Genomic DNA, 14,854 nt, shown 5'->3' with positions numbered 1-14,854 from the left:
TCTCTGGGGTTCGTAAAGAGTTGGGTTACGCGAAGGAGACAGGCAGATGTCCGGCCACTCTAAATGGGCTACGACGAAGCACAAGAAGGCCGTGATCGACGCCAAGCGCGGCAAGCTCTTCGCGAAGATGATCAAGAACATCGAGGTCGCGGCCCGTACCGGTGGTGCCGATGTGTCCGGCAACCCGACGCTCTTCGACGCCATCCAGAAGGCCAAGAAGAGCTCGGTCCCGAACAAGAACATCGACTCCGCCGTCAAGCGCGGCGCCGGTCTCGAAGCCGGTGGCGCCGACTACGAGACGATCATGTACGAGGGTTACGGCCCCAACGGTGTCGCGGTGCTCATCGAGTGCCTCACCGACAACCGCAACCGCGCCGCCTCGGACGTCCGCGTCGCCATGACCCGCAACGGCGGGAACATGGCCGACCCCGGCTCCGTCTCGTACCTCTTCAACCGCAAGGGCGTCGTCGTCGTCCCCAAGGGCGAGCTGTCCGAGGACGACGTCCTGGGTGCCGTGCTCGACGCGGGCGCCGAAGAGGTCAACGACCTCGGCGAGTCCTTCGAGGTCATCTCCGAAGCCACCGACCTGGTCGCGGTCCGCACCGCGCTCCAGGAAGCCGGCATCGACTACGACTCCGCCGACGCCAACTTCGTCCCGACCATGCAGGTCGAGCTCGACGAGGACGGCGCCCGCAAGATCTTCAAGCTGATCGACGCCCTGGAGGACAGCGACGACGTGCAGAACGTCTTCGCCAACTTCGACGTCAGCGACGAGGTCATGGAGAAGGTCGACGCCTGAGCCGCCGACAAGCCGAACGGGCCGACGGGACACACCCCGTCGGCCCGTCGCTTTGTCAGTGACACCCGATAGCCTGCACAAACAGGCGATCGAACGAGGGGGGTTGGTGTGCGGGTACTGGGTGTCGACCCCGGACTGACGCGCTGTGGTGTCGGCGTCGTCGAAGGCGTCGCGGGCCGGCCGCTCACGATGATCGGCGTCGGTGTCGTACGGACCCCGGCGGACGCCGAGTTGGGGCTGCGGCTGGTCGCCATCGAGCAGGGCATCGAAGCGTGGCTCGACGAGCACCGACCCGAATTCGTCGCCGTGGAGCGGGTGTTCAGCCAGCACAACGTCCGCACGGTGATGGGCACCGCCCAGGCCAGCGCCGTGGCCATGCTGTGCGCCGCCCGCCGCGGAATCCCCGTCGCCCTGCACACCCCGAGCGAGGTCAAGGCCGCCGTCACCGGCAGCGGACGCGCCGACAAGGCGCAGGTCGGCGCCATGGTGACCCGGCTGCTGCGGCTCGACGCGCCCCCCAAGCCCGCCGACGCGGCCGACGCCCTCGCCCTCGCGATCTGCCACATCTGGCGGGCCCCCGCGCAGCACCGCCTCCAACAGGCGGTCGCGCAGAACCGACTTCAGCAGGCAGTCGCCCTGCACGCAGCCAGGACTCCGAACGCATCGAAAGGCCGTACCGCATGATCGCCTTCGTCAGTGGCACGGTCGCCGCACTCGCTCCCGACGCCGCGGTGGTCGAGGTCGGCGGTGTCGGTATGGCGATCCAGTGCACGCCGAACACGCTCTCCACGCTCCGCCTCGGCAAGCCCGCCAAGCTCGCCACCTCCCTCGTCGTCCGTGAGGACTCGCTCACCCTGTACGGCTTCGTGGACGACGACGAGCGCCAGATCTTCGAGCTGCTGCAGACCGCGACCGGTGTCGGCCCCCGGCTCGCGCAGGCCATGCTCGCCGTGCACACCCCGGACGCCCTGCGCCGGGCCGTCGCCTCCGGTGACGAGAAGGCGCTGATGGCCGTGCCCGGCATCGGCAAGAAGGGCGCGCAGAAGCTGCTCCTGGAGTTCAAGGACCGGCTCGGCGCACCCGTGGGCACCGGTCCGGCGATCGGCGCCCCGGTCACCAGCGGCTGGCGCGACCAGCTGCACGCGGCCCTCATCGGCCTCGGGTACGCCACCCGCGAGGCAGACGAGGCCGTGGCCGCCGTGGCACCGCAGGCCGAGGCCGCCGAAGGGGCGCCGCAGGTGGGGCAGTTGCTCAAGGCCGCCCTGCAGACCCTGAACCGCGCCCGCTAGGAGACGTCAGTGAACTGGGACGACACGACCGACGAGACCGCCGCCGAGCGGCTGGTGGGCTCGGTCGCCGACCGCGAGGACCAGGCCGTCGAGGCCGCCCTGCGCCCCAAGGACCTGGGCGAGTTCATCGGCCAGGAGAAGGTCCGCGAACAGCTCGACCTGGTGCTGCGCGCCGCACGCGCGCGTGGCGCCACCGCCGACCACGTGCTGCTCTCCGGCGCCCCCGGCCTCGGCAAGACCACCCTCTCGATGATCATCGCGGCCGAGATGGGCGCCCCCATCCGCATCACCAGCGGCCCCGCCATCCAGCACGCCGGCGACCTCGCCGCGATCCTCTCCTCCCTCCAGGAGGGCGAGGTGCTCTTCCTCGACGAGATCCACCGCATGTCGCGGCCCGCCGAAGAGATGCTCTACATGGCGATGGAGGACTTCCGCGTCGACGTCATCGTCGGCAAGGGCCCCGGCGCCACCGCGATCCCGCTCGAACTCCCGCCGTTCACCCTGGTCGGTGCCACCACGCGCGCGGGACTGCTGCCGCCCCCGCTGCGCGACCGCTTCGGCTTCACCGCGCACATGGAGTTCTACGAACCCGCCGAGCTGGAGCGCGTCATCCACCGCTCGGCCAACCTCCTCGACGTGGAGATCGACCCCGCCGGCGCCGCCGAGATCGCCGGCCGCTCACGCGGTACCCCCCGTATCGCCAACCGGCTGCTGCGCCGCGTCCGGGACTACGCGCAGGTCAAGGCCGACGGCTTCATCACCCGGGACATCGCCGGCGCGGCCCTCAAGGTGTACGAGGTCGACGGCCGCGGTCTCGACCGGCTCGACCGCGGTGTCCTGGAGGCCCTGCTCAAGCTGTTCGGCGGCGGACCGGTGGGCCTCTCCACGCTCGCGGTCGCCGTGGGGGAGGAGCGCGAGACCGTCGAAGAGGTCGCCGAACCCTTCCTCGTCCGCGAGGGTCTGCTGGCCCGCACCCCGCGCGGACGCGTCGCCACCCCCGCCGCGTGGGCCCATCTCGGCCTCACCCCACCCCGCTCGTCAACCGGGGGAAACGGACAAGGGGACCTGTTCGGGGCGTGACGGCGGGGGCACTGGCCGGGTCAGGAACCCCGGTGCCATGCTGTGCGTTGTTCCATCAGCGTGGACTCGCTTAGACTCCGCCGATGCCGCCTTTGTGGGCGGCGCCGACCACCCCCATCCACCAGGCCGCTCACCGCCGCGGTCGTGCGAAGGAAATTCCGTCCCGTGAATATCGTGACCCTCCTCCCGTTCATCGTGCTCATCGGGGCCATGTTCCTGATGACCCGCTCTGCCAAGCGCAAGCAGCAGGCGGCCGCGTCGATGCGTAATGACATGCAGCCCGGCACCGGCGTCCGCACGATCGGGGGCGTGTACGCGACGGTCAAGGAGGTCAACGAGGAGACGGTTCTCCTCGACGCCGGCCCCGGTGTCGAGCTCCTCTTCGCGAAGAACGCGATCGGCGCCGTCCTCACCGACGACGAGTACAACCGCATTGTCCACGGCATCGAGCACGACCTGAAGGACGACGCCGACGTAGTCCCGGACGACGCTTCCTCCCTCACCGAGACCGACGAGCCCGCCGCCGACTCTTCCGACGACAAGCCCATCGACCTCGGCAAGAAGGACGCGGCCGACGAGCCGGCCGACGCCACCGAGGAGCCGGCCGAGGCCGCAGAGGCCAAGACGGACGAAGAGCCGAAGAAGACCGACGGCGACTCCGAAGCGAAGTAGTCACGTCCCGGGAGCGCGGCGCGATCCGCTCGCGCCCCGCGCACCCCGGGCACGTGCGTCGCTCGCACGGGATCCCGACACCATGTCATGGCCGCAGGCGCGCTGACCCGGCGCGGAGCGGCCCGAGAGGGAGTACGAGAAGGTGGCAGCACCTAAGAGGGGCCGTAACGCGAGCGCCCAGAGCAAGCCAGGGCGCTCGCTGGCCCTCATCCTGATCGCCATCGTGGCGCTCACCGGTGGCATGTTCGCATCCGGGCACACCACTCCGCGTCTCGGCATCGACCTGGCCGGCGGTACGAGCATCACCCTCCGGGCCGTCCCGGAGAAGGGCCAGGAGTCCGCGATCAACAAGGCCAACATGGACACCGCGGTCGACATCATGAACCGCCGTGTCAATGGTCTTGGTGTCTCGGAGGCCGAGGTCCAGACGCAGGGCACCAGGAACATCATCGTCAACATCCCCAAGGGCACGAACTCGGAGCAGGCGCGCCAGCAGGTCGGCACCACGGCCAAGCTGTACTTCCGCCCGGTCCTGGCCACGGAGGCGTCGGTCGGCGCCGCGGCGACCCCGTCCCCGAGCGCCACCGGCAGTGCTTCCAGCAGCCCGTCGAGCTCGGCCAGCCCCAAGACGACGGCCTCCTCGTCCAAGACCGGCTCCGCGACCCCGTCGGCCTCCGCCACCTCGCAGGGACGTGCCGCCAGTGACGCCCTGAAGGCCGACTCCACCCCGTCCGCGAGCGCGAGTGCCTCGGCCTCCGCCTCGGCCAGCGCCAGCCCGTCGGCGTCCAGCAGCAGCGCCGCCAGCGCGGCGGCCGCCAAGCTGGAGGCCCAGTACACCGTGCTGGACTGCTCCAAGAAGTCGGTCCAGACCACCGCGGGCCAGGGCGCCAAGGCCACCGACGCGGCCGTGGCCTGCGGCAAGGTCTCCGGCATCTGGTACAAGTACCTGCTCGGTCCCGCCGCCGTCGACGGCACGGACGTCAAGAAGGCCTCGGCCGTCTACAACACAACGACCGCCGCCGGCTGGCAGGTCACCATGGACTTCACCGGCAAGGGCGGCGACAAGTTCGCCAGCGTCACCGGTGAGCTGGCGAAGAACACCGCCCCGCAGAACGAGTTCGGCATCGTCCTCGACGGCCAGGTCGTCTCCAGCCCCTCCGTCGCCTCGTCGATCACCGGCGGCAGCGCCGAGATCTCCGGCAGCTTCACCCAGGAAGAGGCCCAGAGCCTCGCCAACATGCTGTCGTACGGCGCCCTGCCGCTGACCTTCAAGACGGACAGCGTCACCACGGTGACCGCGGCGCTCGGCGGTGAGCAGCTGCACGCCGGTCTGATCGCGGGCGCGATCGGCCTCGCGCTGGTCGTCATCTACCTGCTGATCTTCTACCGCGGTCTGTCGGTCATCGCGATCCCCTCGCTGCTGGTCTCCGCGATCCTCACCTACGTGATCATGGCGCTGCTCGGCCCGGGCATCGGCTTCGCGCTGAACCTCCCGGCCGTCTGTGGTGCGATCGTCGCGATCGGTATCACCGCGGACTCGTTCATCGTGTTCTTCGAACGCATCCGGGACGAGATCCGCGAGGGCCGCTCGCTGCGTCCCTCCGTCGAGCGGGCCTGGCCGCGCGCCCGGCGCACCATCCTGGTCTCCGACTTCGTGTCGTTCCTCGCCGCCGCGGTGCTGTTCATCGTCACCGTCGGCAAGGTCCAGGGCTTCGCGTTCACGCTCGGTCTGACCACCGTGCTCGACGTCGTCGTGGTCTTCCTCTTCACCAAGCCGCTGATGACGATCCTGGCCCGCCGGAAGTTCTTCGCGAACGGCCACAAGTTCTCCGGCCTGGACCCGAAGGCACTCGGCGCCAAGACGCCCCTGCGCCGCACCCGCCGCCCCGCAGGTTCTGCCGCGGGCCCTGTCGACCCGAAGGAGGCGTGAGATGTCGAAGCTCGGCAACCTCGGCGCCCGACTGCACCGTGGCGAGGTCGGGTACGACTTCGTCGGCAATCGCAAGATCTGGTACGGCATCTCGATCCTGATCACCATCACGGCCATCCTCGGTCTGACGGTGCGCGGCCTGAACATGGGCATCGAGTTCCAGGGCGGTGCCGCCTTCACCACGCCGAAGAACATGTCCGCCTCGGTGAGCCAGGCGGAGAAGTACGCCGAGGACGCCTCCGGCCACGACGCGGTCGTCCAGAAGCTCGGTGACGGCAGCCTGCGCATCCAGATCGCGGGCATCGACACCGACAAGTCCGACAGCATCAAGGCGCAGCTGTCGAAGGACCTGAACGTCAGCTCCGAGGACATCGCCGCGGACCTGGTCGGCCCCAGCTGGGGTGACCAGATCGCCAACAAGGCCTGGGAGGGCCTGGCGATCTTCATGGTGCTGGTCGTGATCTACCTGGCGATCGCCTTCGAGTGGCGCATGGCCCTGGCCGCGCTCGTCGCCCTGATCCACGACATCACCATCACCATCGGCATCTACGCCCTCGTCGGCTTCGAGGTCACGCCCGGCACGGTGATCGGTCTGCTGACCATCCTCGGTTACTCGCTCTACGACACGGTCGTCGTCTTCGACAGCCTCAAGGAGCAGACCAAGGACATCACCAAGCAGACCCGCTGGACCTACAGCGACATCGCCAACCGCTCCATCAACGGCACCCTGGTGCGTTCCATCAACACCACGGTCGTCGCGCTGCTGCCGGTCGGGGCCCTGCTGTTCATCGGCGGCGGTTTCCTCGGCGCGGGTGTCCTCAACGACATCTCGCTGTCGCTGTTCGTCGGCCTCGCGGCCGGTGCGTACTCCTCGATCTTCATCGCCACGCCGCTCGTCGCCGACCTCAAGGAGGCCGAGCCGCAGATGAAGGCGCTCAAGAAGCGCGTCCTCGCCAAGCGGGCCCAGGCCGCCGCGCAGGGCGAGCCGGTCGAGCCCGAGGTCACCGACCACGCGGACGACGACTTCGACGACGAGGACGCGGCAGCCGTCGTAGGACCGCGCGCGCAGCCGGCGTCCCGCAACCGCGGCCGTGGCCGCCCCTCGGGGAAGCGCCGATGACCGACGTCCAGGAGCTGCTGCTCAGCCGTATCCGCGATGTGGCCGACTACCCGGAGCCGGGGGTGGTGTTCAAGGACATCACCCCGCTCCTGGCGGACCCGGCCGCGTTCACGGCCCTCACGGACGCGCTCGCCGAGGTCGTCGAGCGCACCGGCGCCACGAAGGTCGTGGGCCTGGAGGCCCGCGGCTTCATCCTCGGGGCTCCGGTGGCGGTCCGCGCGGGCGTCGGCTTCATCCCCGTGCGCAAGGCGGGCAAGCTCCCCGGAGCGACCCTCAGCCAGGCGTACGACCTGGAGTACGGCTCCGCCGAGATCGAGGTGCACGCGGAGGATCTGTCGGCCGAGGACCGCATCCTCATCGTGGACGACGTCCTGGCCACGGGCGGCACGGCCGAGGCCTCCATCCAGCTGATCCGCCGGGCAGGTGCCGAGGTCGCCGGCCTCGCGGTCCTGATGGAGCTCGGCTTCCTCGCGGGCCGCGCCCGCCTGGAGCCGGCCCTGGACGGGGCACCGCTGGAGGCACTGCTCGTAGTCTGACGTGATCGCGTGACGCAACGGCCGTCCCTGTGCCACAGGGACGGCCGTTCCGCGTCCCAAAGGGGCGCGGGGCTGTGTCGATCTGCGACTCCGCCGCGTGGGCGCGACCAGCCACGACGGCGCCGCGGTCGGCCAGGTACCTGATGGCCCCTCCACCCCCGCCGGACACCTTCATGGCGCCCCCACGTCACCTCCCGGAATGCCGGCGGCAGCCCCCCGCGTTTCACGGGTAGACGGCCCTCACATCGGCCTGAAGGCGATCCCCGAGCCCGGGATCGCTACCATGGGCACTCCGGAGCCTGACCGGGGGACCCGGATCGCGCACGAGGAGTCCTCTTGGCAGACGAGGCCCAGCCCCTGACCGCCGCCAAGCCCGAGCCCACCCCGGGCCCCGCGGCGGAGCCCGCGCCCAGCGCGACGACCGCGCACAGCGAACCGCGCGGGACGGCGGAGCACGCCCAGACGGCGCCCGCCGACAAGGCGGCCGAGCCCTCGCGCCCCAAGCCCGACCAGCCCGAGCGCCCGGCCCCGGCCGTCGCGCCCCGCCCCGCCTCCGGTCAGCCCGCCGCGCGCTCCGGCGGCTCCTCCAACCGCGTCCGCGCCCGCCTGGCCCGCCTCGGTGTGCAGCGTTCCAACCCGTACAACCCGGTCCTGGAGCCCCTGCTGCGGATAGTGCGCAGCAACGACCCGAAGATCGAGACGGCCACCCTCCGCCAGGTCGAGAGCGCCTACCAGGTCGCCGAACGCTGGCACCGCGGCCAGAAGCGCAAGAGCGGCGACCCGTACATCACGCACCCGCTCGCCGTCACCACGATCCTCGCCGAGCTGGGCATGGACCCGGCGACGCTGATGGCGGGTCTCCTGCACGACACCGTCGAGGACACCGAGTACGGCCTCGACCAGCTCCGCCGCGACTTCGGCGACTCCGTCGCCCTGCTCGTCGACGGCGTCACCAAGCTGGACAAGGTCAAGTTCGGCGAGGCCGCGCAGGCCGAGACCGTGCGCAAGATGGTCGTCGCGATGGCCAAGGACCCGCGCGTCCTGGTCATCAAGCTCGCCGACCGCCTGCACAACATGCGCACCATGCGCTACCTCAAGCGCGAGAAGCAGGAGAAGAAGGCGCGCGAGACCCTGGAGATCTACGCGCCGCTCGCCCACCGCCTGGGCATGAACACCATCAAGTGGGAACTGGAGGATCTCGCCTTCGCGATCCTCTACCCCAAGATGTACGACGAGATCGTCCGGCTGGTGGCCGAGCGGGCACCGAAGCGTGACGAGTACCTGGCCATAGTGACCGACGAGGTCCAGACCGACCTGCGCGCCGCCCGCATCAAGGCCACCGTCACCGGCCGCCCGAAGCACTATTACAGCGTCTACCAGAAGATGATCGTCCGCGGTCGCGACTTCGCGGAGATCTACGACTTGGTGGGCATCCGCGTCCTCGTGGACACCGTCCGCGACTGCTACGCGGCCCTCGGCACCGTGCACGCGCGATGGAACCCGGTCCCCGGCCGGTTCAAGGACTACATCGCGATGCCCAAGTTCAACATGTACCAGTCGTTGCACACGACCGTAATTGGTCCCAACGGCAAGCCTGTTGAGCTCCAGATCCGTACGTTCGACATGCACCGCCGTGCCGAGTACGGCATCGCCGCGCACTGGAAGTACAAGCAGGAGGCCGTCGCCGGCACCTCCAAGGTCCGCTCGGACCAGCCGAGGACCACCGGCAAGGACGACCACCTCAACGACATGGCGTGGCTGCGCCAGTTGCTCGACTGGCAGAAGGAGACCGAGGACCCGGGCGAGTTCCTGGAGTCCCTGCGCTTCGACCTGTCCCGCAACGAGGTCTTCGTCTTCACGCCCAAGGGCGACGTGATAGCGCTGCCGGCGGGCGCCACCCCGGTGGACTTCTCATACGCGGTGCACACCGAGGTCGGCCACCGGACCATAGGAGCACGGGTCAACGGGCGGCTCGTACCGCTCGAATCCACCCTGGACAACGGCGACTTGGTCGAGGTCTTCACCTCCAAGGCACCCGGCGCGGGCCCCTCCCGCGACTGGCTCGGCTTCGTCAAGTCGCCGCGCGCCCGCAACAAGATCAGAGCCTGGTTCTCCAAGGAGCGCCGCGACGAGGCGATCGAGCAGGGCAAGGACGCCATCGCCCGCGCGATGCGCAAGCAGAACCTGCCGATCCAGCGCATCCTGACCGGCGACTCCCTGGTCACGCTCGCGCACGAGATGCGCTACCCCGACATCTCCTCGCTGTACGCGGCGATCGGCGAGGGCCATGTCGCCGCGCAGAACGTCGTACAGAAGCTGGTGCAGGCGCTCGGCGGCGAGGAGGCGGCCACCGAGGAGATCGACGAGAGCGTCCCGCCGACGACCGGCCGGGGCCGCAAGCGCCGGACGAACGCCGACCCCGGTGTCGTCGTCAAGGGCGTCGACGACGTGTGGGTCAAACTGGCCCGCTGTTGTACACCCGTCCCCGGCGACCCCATCATCGGTTTCGTCACCCGGGGTAGCGGCGTATCGGTTCACCGCAGCGACTGCGTCAACGTGGAGTCACTGTCCCGCGAACCCGAGCGCATCTTGGAAGTCGAGTGGGCGCCCACCCAGTCCTCGGTCTTCCTGGTCGCCATCCAGGTGGAGGCACTGGACCGCTCCCGGCTCCTCTCGGACGTCACCCGGGTCCTGTCCGACCAGCACGTCAACATCCTCTCCGCGGCCGTCCAGACCTCCCGCGACCGTGTCGCCACCTCCCGCTTCACCTTCGAGATGGGCGACCCCAAGCACCTGGGCCACGTCCTGAAGGCGGTCAGGGGAGTGGAGGGCGTCTACGACGTCTACCGCGTGACGTCGGCGCGCAACAAGTCGTAGAACGGACGCAGAAGGGGCTCCCGTACGCGATGTACGGGAGCCCCTTCTCCATGCCTGCGACGCGTGCCTACGACGTGTCTGTCAGCCGCCGAACTCCTGGAGGCCCTTCAGCGCCTGGTCCAGCAGGGCCTGGCGGCCCTCCAACTCGCGCTCCAGCTTGTCGGCGCGGGAGTTGTTGCCCTGGGTCCGTGCCTGCTCGATCTGGCCCCTGAGCTTGTCCACCGCGGCCTGGAGCTGGCCTGTCAGACCCTCGGCACGCGCGCGTGCCTCCGGGTTCGTCCGGCGCCACTCGGTCTCCTCGGACTCCTGAAGAGCCCGCTCGACCGTGTGCATCCGGCCCTCGACCTTCGGGCGGGAGTCACGCGGCACATGGCCGATGGCCTCCCAGCGCTCGTTGATCGAGCGGAAGGCCGCGCGGGCCGCCTTGAGGTCGCCGATCGGCAGCAGCTTCTCGGCCTCCTCGGCGAGCTCCTCCTTGAGCTTCAGGTTCTCCGTCTGCTCGGCGTCCCGCTCGGCGAAGACCGAACTGCGGGCGGCGAAGAAGACGTCCTGGGCGCCGCGGAAGCGGTTCCACAGATCGTCCTCGTGCTCGCGCTGGGCGCGGCCCGCCGCCTTCCAGTCGGACATCAGCTCGCGGTACCGGGCGGCCGTGGGACCCCAGTCCGTCGAGGCCGACAGACCCTCGGCCTCGGCGACCAGCTTCTCCTTGGTCTTGCGGGCCTCCTCGCGCTGCGCGTCCAGCGACGCGAAGTGCGCCTTGCGGCGCTTGGAGAAGGCCGACCGGGCGTGCGAGAAGCGGTGCCACAGCTCGTCGTCCGACTTGCGGTCCAGGCGCGGCAGACCCTTCCAGGTGTCCACCAGGGCGCGCAGCCGCTCACCGGCGGCCCGCCACTGGTCGGACTGCGCCAGTTCCTCAGCCTCGACGACCAGCGCCTCCTTGGAGTGCCGGGCCTCGTCGGACTGCTTGGCGCGCTGCTGCTTGCGCTCCTCGCGGCGTGCCTCGACGGTCTCGACGAGCTTGTCGAGCCGGACCCGCAGCGCGGCGAGATCGCCGACCGCGTGGTGGGCGTCGACCTGCTCGCGCAGATGGTCGACGGCGGCCTGCGCGTCCTTCGCCGACAGGTCGGTGGTCTTCACGCGCTTCTCGAGGAGGCCGATCTCGACAACCAGGCCCTCATACTTGCGTTCGAAGTAAGCCAGCGCCTCGTCAGGGGAGCCGGCCTGCCAGGAACCGACGACCTGCTCGCCGTCGGCCGTACGCACGTACACGGTCCCCGTCTCGTCGACGCGTCCCCACGGGTCGCTGCTCACAGCGCCTCCTCCACATGATGCCTGCACAGGGCCTCTGTGCCCCCGGGCATCGTCCACAGTTTCGTCACGGCCAACATAGGCGACCGGCGGGTTGCCTGTCCGCATCCCGCGCGACCGAAGTTTCGCTGTTGACGGTCAGGATTTGGTGACGGTCGCCTTGTTGATCACGACGGTCGCGTTCGGTGCGCCGTCGCCCTGCCCCGTGCTCTCACCGGCCGCCGCGATCTTGTTCAGAACCTTCATCCCGGAGGCCGAGATGGTACCGAACGGGGTGTAGCTCGCCGGGAGCGGACTGGCCTTGTAGACGAGGAAGAACTGGCTGCCGCCGGTGTGCTTCTGACCGGTGTTGGCCATCGCCACGGTGCCCGCCGGGTACGACCCGCCCTTGAGGCTGGTGTCCTTCAGGTTCTCGTCCGGGATCGTGTAGCCGGGACCGCCGCTGCCGGCGCCCGTCGGGTCGCCGCACTGCAGCACGTAGATGCCGTTGGTGGTGAGCCGGTGGCACTTCGTGTGGTCGAAGAAGCCCTTGCCCGCGAGGAAGTCGAACGAGTTCACCGTGTGCGGCGCGGCCTTCGTCTTCAGCGCGATGTCGATGTCGCCGCAGGTCGTCGCCAGCGTCATCGTGTACTTGGCCGACGTGTCGATCGTCATCGTCGGCTCCTTCTTCCACGTCTCCGTCTTGATCTTGCCCGCGGCCGGCTTCGCGCACGGGTCCGGCGCCTTGCTCGCCGTCGCCGAGGCGCTGGGCGTCACGTCCGCGCTCGCGTTGGACTTCTTGTCGTCCTTCATGACCCCGGTCGTGTACAGCAGCACACTGCCGATCACGATCACGCCGAGCACCGACGCGATCACCGAGTTGCGCGCCCGCGCCTTGCGCCGAGCGGCCGTGCGCCGCTGCTGCTGCCGCAAGAACTTCTCCCGCGCGAGCTGCCGCTTCCGCTGTTCCTGGGTGACCACCGGATTCTCTCCTCATGCGTCTCGTACGTCGACTGGGACGCGTGCGTCTTGTGAGCCGACCGCCTGCGTGTGCCCCGTACCGTATATGGGTTCGCTGAGGATTCGGCAGCGCCGGTAGGCTCTGACCACTGACGCAGGGATCCTTATCCCCACCCGTATCGACACAACGAAGGACGATCGTGCTCATTGCCGGGTTCCCCGCCGGGGCCTGGGGGACGAACTGTTATCTCGTCGCCCCCGCCGCCGGTGAGGAGTGCGTGATCATCGACCCGGGCCATCTGGCCACCGAGGGAGTCGAGGAAGCGCTCAGGAAGCATCGGCTCAAGCCCGTCGCGGTCGTCCTCACCCATGGCCACATCGACCATGTGGCCTCGGTCGTCCCGGTGTGCGGCGCGCACGACGTGCCGGCCTGGATCCACCCCGAGGACCGCTACATGATGAGCGACCCCGAGAAGGCGCTCGGCCGCTCGATCGGGATGCCGCTGATGGGCGAGCTGACCGTGGGGGAGCCCGACGAGGTCAAGGAGCTGACCGACGGTGCGCGACTGGAGCTGGCGGGACTGGAGTTCTCGGTCGCGCACGCGCCGGGCCATACGAAGGGGTCGGTGACGTTCCGGATGCCCGAGAACACGGAGATCCCCTCCGTGTTCTTCTCCGGGGATCTGCTCTTCGCCGGCTCCATCGGACGCACCGACCTGCCCGGCGGCTCCCACGCCGAGATCCTCGACTCGCTGGCCCGTGTGTGCCTGCCGCTCGACGACTCGACCGTGGTGCTGTCCGGCCACGGCCCCCAGACGACCATCGGCCAGGAGCGCGCCACGAACCCGTATCTGCGGGAGGTGGCCTCCGGCCAGGGAGCCCACGTCAAGGCTCCCCGACGAGGAATGTGACGAGAACTTCCGTGAGCACCTTTCAGGCCCCCAAGGGCACGTACGACCTGATTCCGCCGGAGTCGGCCAAGTACCTCGCCGTGCGCGAGGCCATCGCCGCTCCGCTGCGCAACTCCGGCTACGGCTACATCGAGACGCCCGGCTTCGAGAACGTCGAGCTGTTCGCGCGCGGTGTCGGTGAGTCCACCGACATCGTGACCAAGGAGATGTACGCCTTCGAGACCAAGGGCGGCGACCAGCTCGCCCTGCGCCCCGAGGGCACGGCCTCCGTACTGCGCGCGGCACTCGAGGCCAACCTGCACAAGCTGGGCAACCTCCCGGTCAAGCTCTGGTACTCGGGCTCCTACTACCGTTACGAGCGCCCCCAGAAGGGCCGTTACCGCCACTTCTCCCAGGTCGGCGCCGAGGCGATCGGTGCGGAAGACCCGGCGCTGGACGCAGAGTTGATCATCCTCGCGGACCAGGCGTACCGCTCCCTGGGCCTGCGGAACTTCCGCATCCTCCTCAACAGCCTCGGCGACAAGGAGTGCCGCCCGGTCTACCGGGAGGCACTCCAGACCTTCCTCCGGGGCCTGGACCTCGACGAGGAGACCCTGCGCCGCGCGGACATCAACCCGCTCCGCGTCCTCGACGACAAACGCCCTGACGTCCAGAAGCAGTTGACGGACGCGCCGCTGCTCCGCGACTACCTGTGCGACGCGTGCAAGGCGTACCACGAGGAGGTCCGCGAACTCATCACGGCGGCGGGCGTGGGTTTTGAGGACGACCCGAAGCTGGTCCGCGGCCTCGACTACTACACCCGCACCACCTTCGAGTTCGTCCACGACGGTCTGGGTTCCCAGTCCGCGGTGGGCGGCGGTGGTCGCTACGACGGCCTCTCCGAGATGATCGGCGGCCCCGCGCTGCCCTCCGTGGGCTGGGCGTTGGGCGTCGACCGTACGGTCCTGGCTCTGGAGGCGGAGGGTGTCGAACTCCAACTCCCCGCGTCCACCAGCGTGTTCGCGGTCCCGCTGGGCGAGGAGGCCCGCCGGGTGCTCTTCGCCAAGGTGACGGAGCTGCGCAAGCTGGGCATCGCGGCCGACTTCTCCTTCGGCGCCAAGGGGCTCAAGGGCGCGATGAAGAGCGCCAACCGGAGTGGGGCCCGCTACACGATCGTCGCCGGGGAGCGGGATCTCGCCGAGGGGGTCGTGCAGTTGAAGGACATGGAGTCCGGCGAGCAGTCGGCGGTCCCCGTGAACGAGATCGTGGCGGAGCTGGAGTCGAAGCTCGGCTGAGGGGCGGTTTCTTCGCCCCCGCCGCCCCTACCCGTCCCATCCTTCTGGGGCTCCGCCCCAGACCCCGCTCCTCAAACGCCGGACGGGCTGACTTTCAGCCCGTCCGGCGTTTGAGGACG

At 69.5% G+C, this 14,854-nt stretch carries 13 protein-coding genes; 11 read left to right on the top strand and 2 right to left on the bottom strand.

Annotated features, from left to right (window positions below; translation table 11 throughout):
* The first annotated feature begins 46 nt into the window (after window positions 1-46).
* The 9 genes from JHN45_RS28875 (at window position 47) to JHN45_RS28835 (ending at window position 10,303) form a co-directional block, all read left to right on the top strand.
* Window positions 47-799 carry a YebC/PmpR family DNA-binding transcriptional regulator gene (locus JHN45_RS28875; RefSeq protein WP_200711355.1) on the top strand — a complete coding sequence of 251 codons (753 nt, stop codon included), beginning with the start codon at window positions 47-49 and terminating at the stop codon, window positions 797-799.
* 108 nt (window positions 800-907) lie between these two features.
* Window positions 908-1,483 carry a crossover junction endodeoxyribonuclease RuvC gene (ruvC, locus tag JHN45_RS28870; protein WP_200711354.1) on the top strand — a complete coding sequence of 192 codons (576 nt, stop codon included), beginning with the start codon at window positions 908-910 and terminating at the stop codon, window positions 1,481-1,483.
* On the top strand, window positions 1,480-2,088 hold the full coding sequence (gene ruvA, locus JHN45_RS28865) for a Holliday junction branch migration protein RuvA (protein WP_200686517.1): 609 nt from the start codon (window positions 1,480-1,482) through the stop codon (window positions 2,086-2,088). The genes ruvC and ruvA overlap by 4 nt, the downstream gene beginning before the upstream one ends.
* Before the next feature lie 9 nt (window positions 2,089-2,097).
* Window positions 2,098-3,168 carry a Holliday junction branch migration DNA helicase RuvB gene (gene ruvB, locus JHN45_RS28860; RefSeq protein ID WP_093624529.1) on the top strand — a complete coding sequence of 357 codons (1,071 nt, stop codon included), beginning with the start codon at window positions 2,098-2,100 and terminating at the stop codon, window positions 3,166-3,168.
* Between the two features lie 165 nt (window positions 3,169-3,333).
* The gene (gene yajC / locus JHN45_RS28855; RefSeq protein ID WP_200715696.1) at window positions 3,334-3,840 is read left to right on the top strand and encodes a preprotein translocase subunit YajC; all 507 of its coding nucleotides are present in this window, start codon (window positions 3,334-3,336) and stop codon (window positions 3,838-3,840) included.
* A 142-nt stretch (window positions 3,841-3,982) separates the two neighbouring features.
* Window positions 3,983-5,770: a protein translocase subunit SecD gene (gene secD / locus JHN45_RS28850; RefSeq protein ID WP_201051408.1), complete on the top strand. Its 1,788-nt coding sequence runs from the start codon at window positions 3,983-3,985 to the stop codon at window positions 5,768-5,770.
* Between the two features lies 1 nt (window position 5,771).
* A complete protein-coding gene (gene secF, locus JHN45_RS28845; protein ID WP_200715698.1) occupies window positions 5,772-6,890 on the top strand; it encodes a protein translocase subunit SecF in 1,119 nt (372 codons plus the stop codon).
* Window positions 6,887-7,426, top strand: a complete 540-nt coding sequence (locus JHN45_RS28840) for an adenine phosphoribosyltransferase (protein WP_200715699.1) — start codon at window positions 6,887-6,889, stop codon at window positions 7,424-7,426. Before secF ends, JHN45_RS28840 begins: the two co-directional genes overlap by 4 nt.
* Window positions 7,427-7,762: 336 nt before the next feature.
* The gene (locus JHN45_RS28835; protein WP_201051406.1) at window positions 7,763-10,303 is read left to right on the top strand and encodes a bifunctional (p)ppGpp synthetase/guanosine-3',5'-bis(diphosphate) 3'-pyrophosphohydrolase; all 2,541 of its coding nucleotides are present in this window, start codon (window positions 7,763-7,765) and stop codon (window positions 10,301-10,303) included.
* 81 nt (window positions 10,304-10,384) lie between these two features.
* Here the strand turns inward: JHN45_RS28835 and JHN45_RS28830 are convergent, their stop codons facing one another.
* Together JHN45_RS28830 and JHN45_RS28825 are read right to left on the bottom strand one after the other, a co-directional pair.
* Window positions 10,385-11,614 carry a DUF349 domain-containing protein gene (locus JHN45_RS28830; protein WP_200715701.1) on the bottom strand — a complete coding sequence of 410 codons (1,230 nt, stop codon included), beginning with the start codon at window positions 11,612-11,614 and terminating at the stop codon, window positions 10,385-10,387.
* A gap of 135 nt (window positions 11,615-11,749) precedes the next feature.
* Window positions 11,750-12,571 carry a peptidylprolyl isomerase gene (locus JHN45_RS28825; protein ID WP_200715702.1) on the bottom strand — a complete coding sequence of 274 codons (822 nt, stop codon included), beginning with the start codon at window positions 12,569-12,571 and terminating at the stop codon, window positions 11,750-11,752.
* A 179-nt stretch (window positions 12,572-12,750) separates the two neighbouring features.
* Here JHN45_RS28825 and JHN45_RS28820 point away from each other — a divergent pair, with 179 nt between their 5' ends.
* Together JHN45_RS28820 and hisS are read left to right on the top strand one after the other, a co-directional pair.
* A complete protein-coding gene (locus JHN45_RS28820) occupies window positions 12,751-13,461 on the top strand; it encodes an MBL fold metallo-hydrolase (RefSeq protein WP_201051404.1) in 711 nt (236 codons plus the stop codon).
* An 11-nt stretch (window positions 13,462-13,472) separates the two neighbouring features.
* Window positions 13,473-14,735 carry a histidine--tRNA ligase gene (hisS, locus tag JHN45_RS28815; protein WP_201051402.1) on the top strand — a complete coding sequence of 421 codons (1,263 nt, stop codon included), beginning with the start codon at window positions 13,473-13,475 and terminating at the stop codon, window positions 14,733-14,735.
* The last annotated feature ends 119 nt before the right edge of the window (window positions 14,736-14,854 follow it).

Source organism: Streptomyces sp. MBT53 (assembly GCF_016654115.1).
GTDB lineage: Bacteria > Actinomycetota > Actinomycetes > Streptomycetales > Streptomycetaceae > Streptomyces.
Note: the sequence above shows the minus strand (reverse complement) of the source record. Positions and strands in the feature narration are given on the sequence as shown.

Coding starts and splice junctions, on each gene's coding strand:
- JHN45_RS28875 (WP_200711355.1), top strand. CDS start 47: ATGTCCGGCCACTCTAAATGGGCTACGACGAAGCACAAGAAGGCCGTG.
- ruvA (WP_200686517.1), top strand. CDS start 1,480: ATGATCGCCTTCGTCAGTGGCACGGTCGCCGCACTCGCTCCCGACGCC.
- secF (WP_200715698.1), top strand. CDS start 5,772: ATGTCGAAGCTCGGCAACCTCGGCGCCCGACTGCACCGTGGCGAGGTC.
- JHN45_RS28840 (WP_200715699.1), top strand. CDS start 6,887: ATGACCGACGTCCAGGAGCTGCTGCTCAGCCGTATCCGCGATGTGGCC.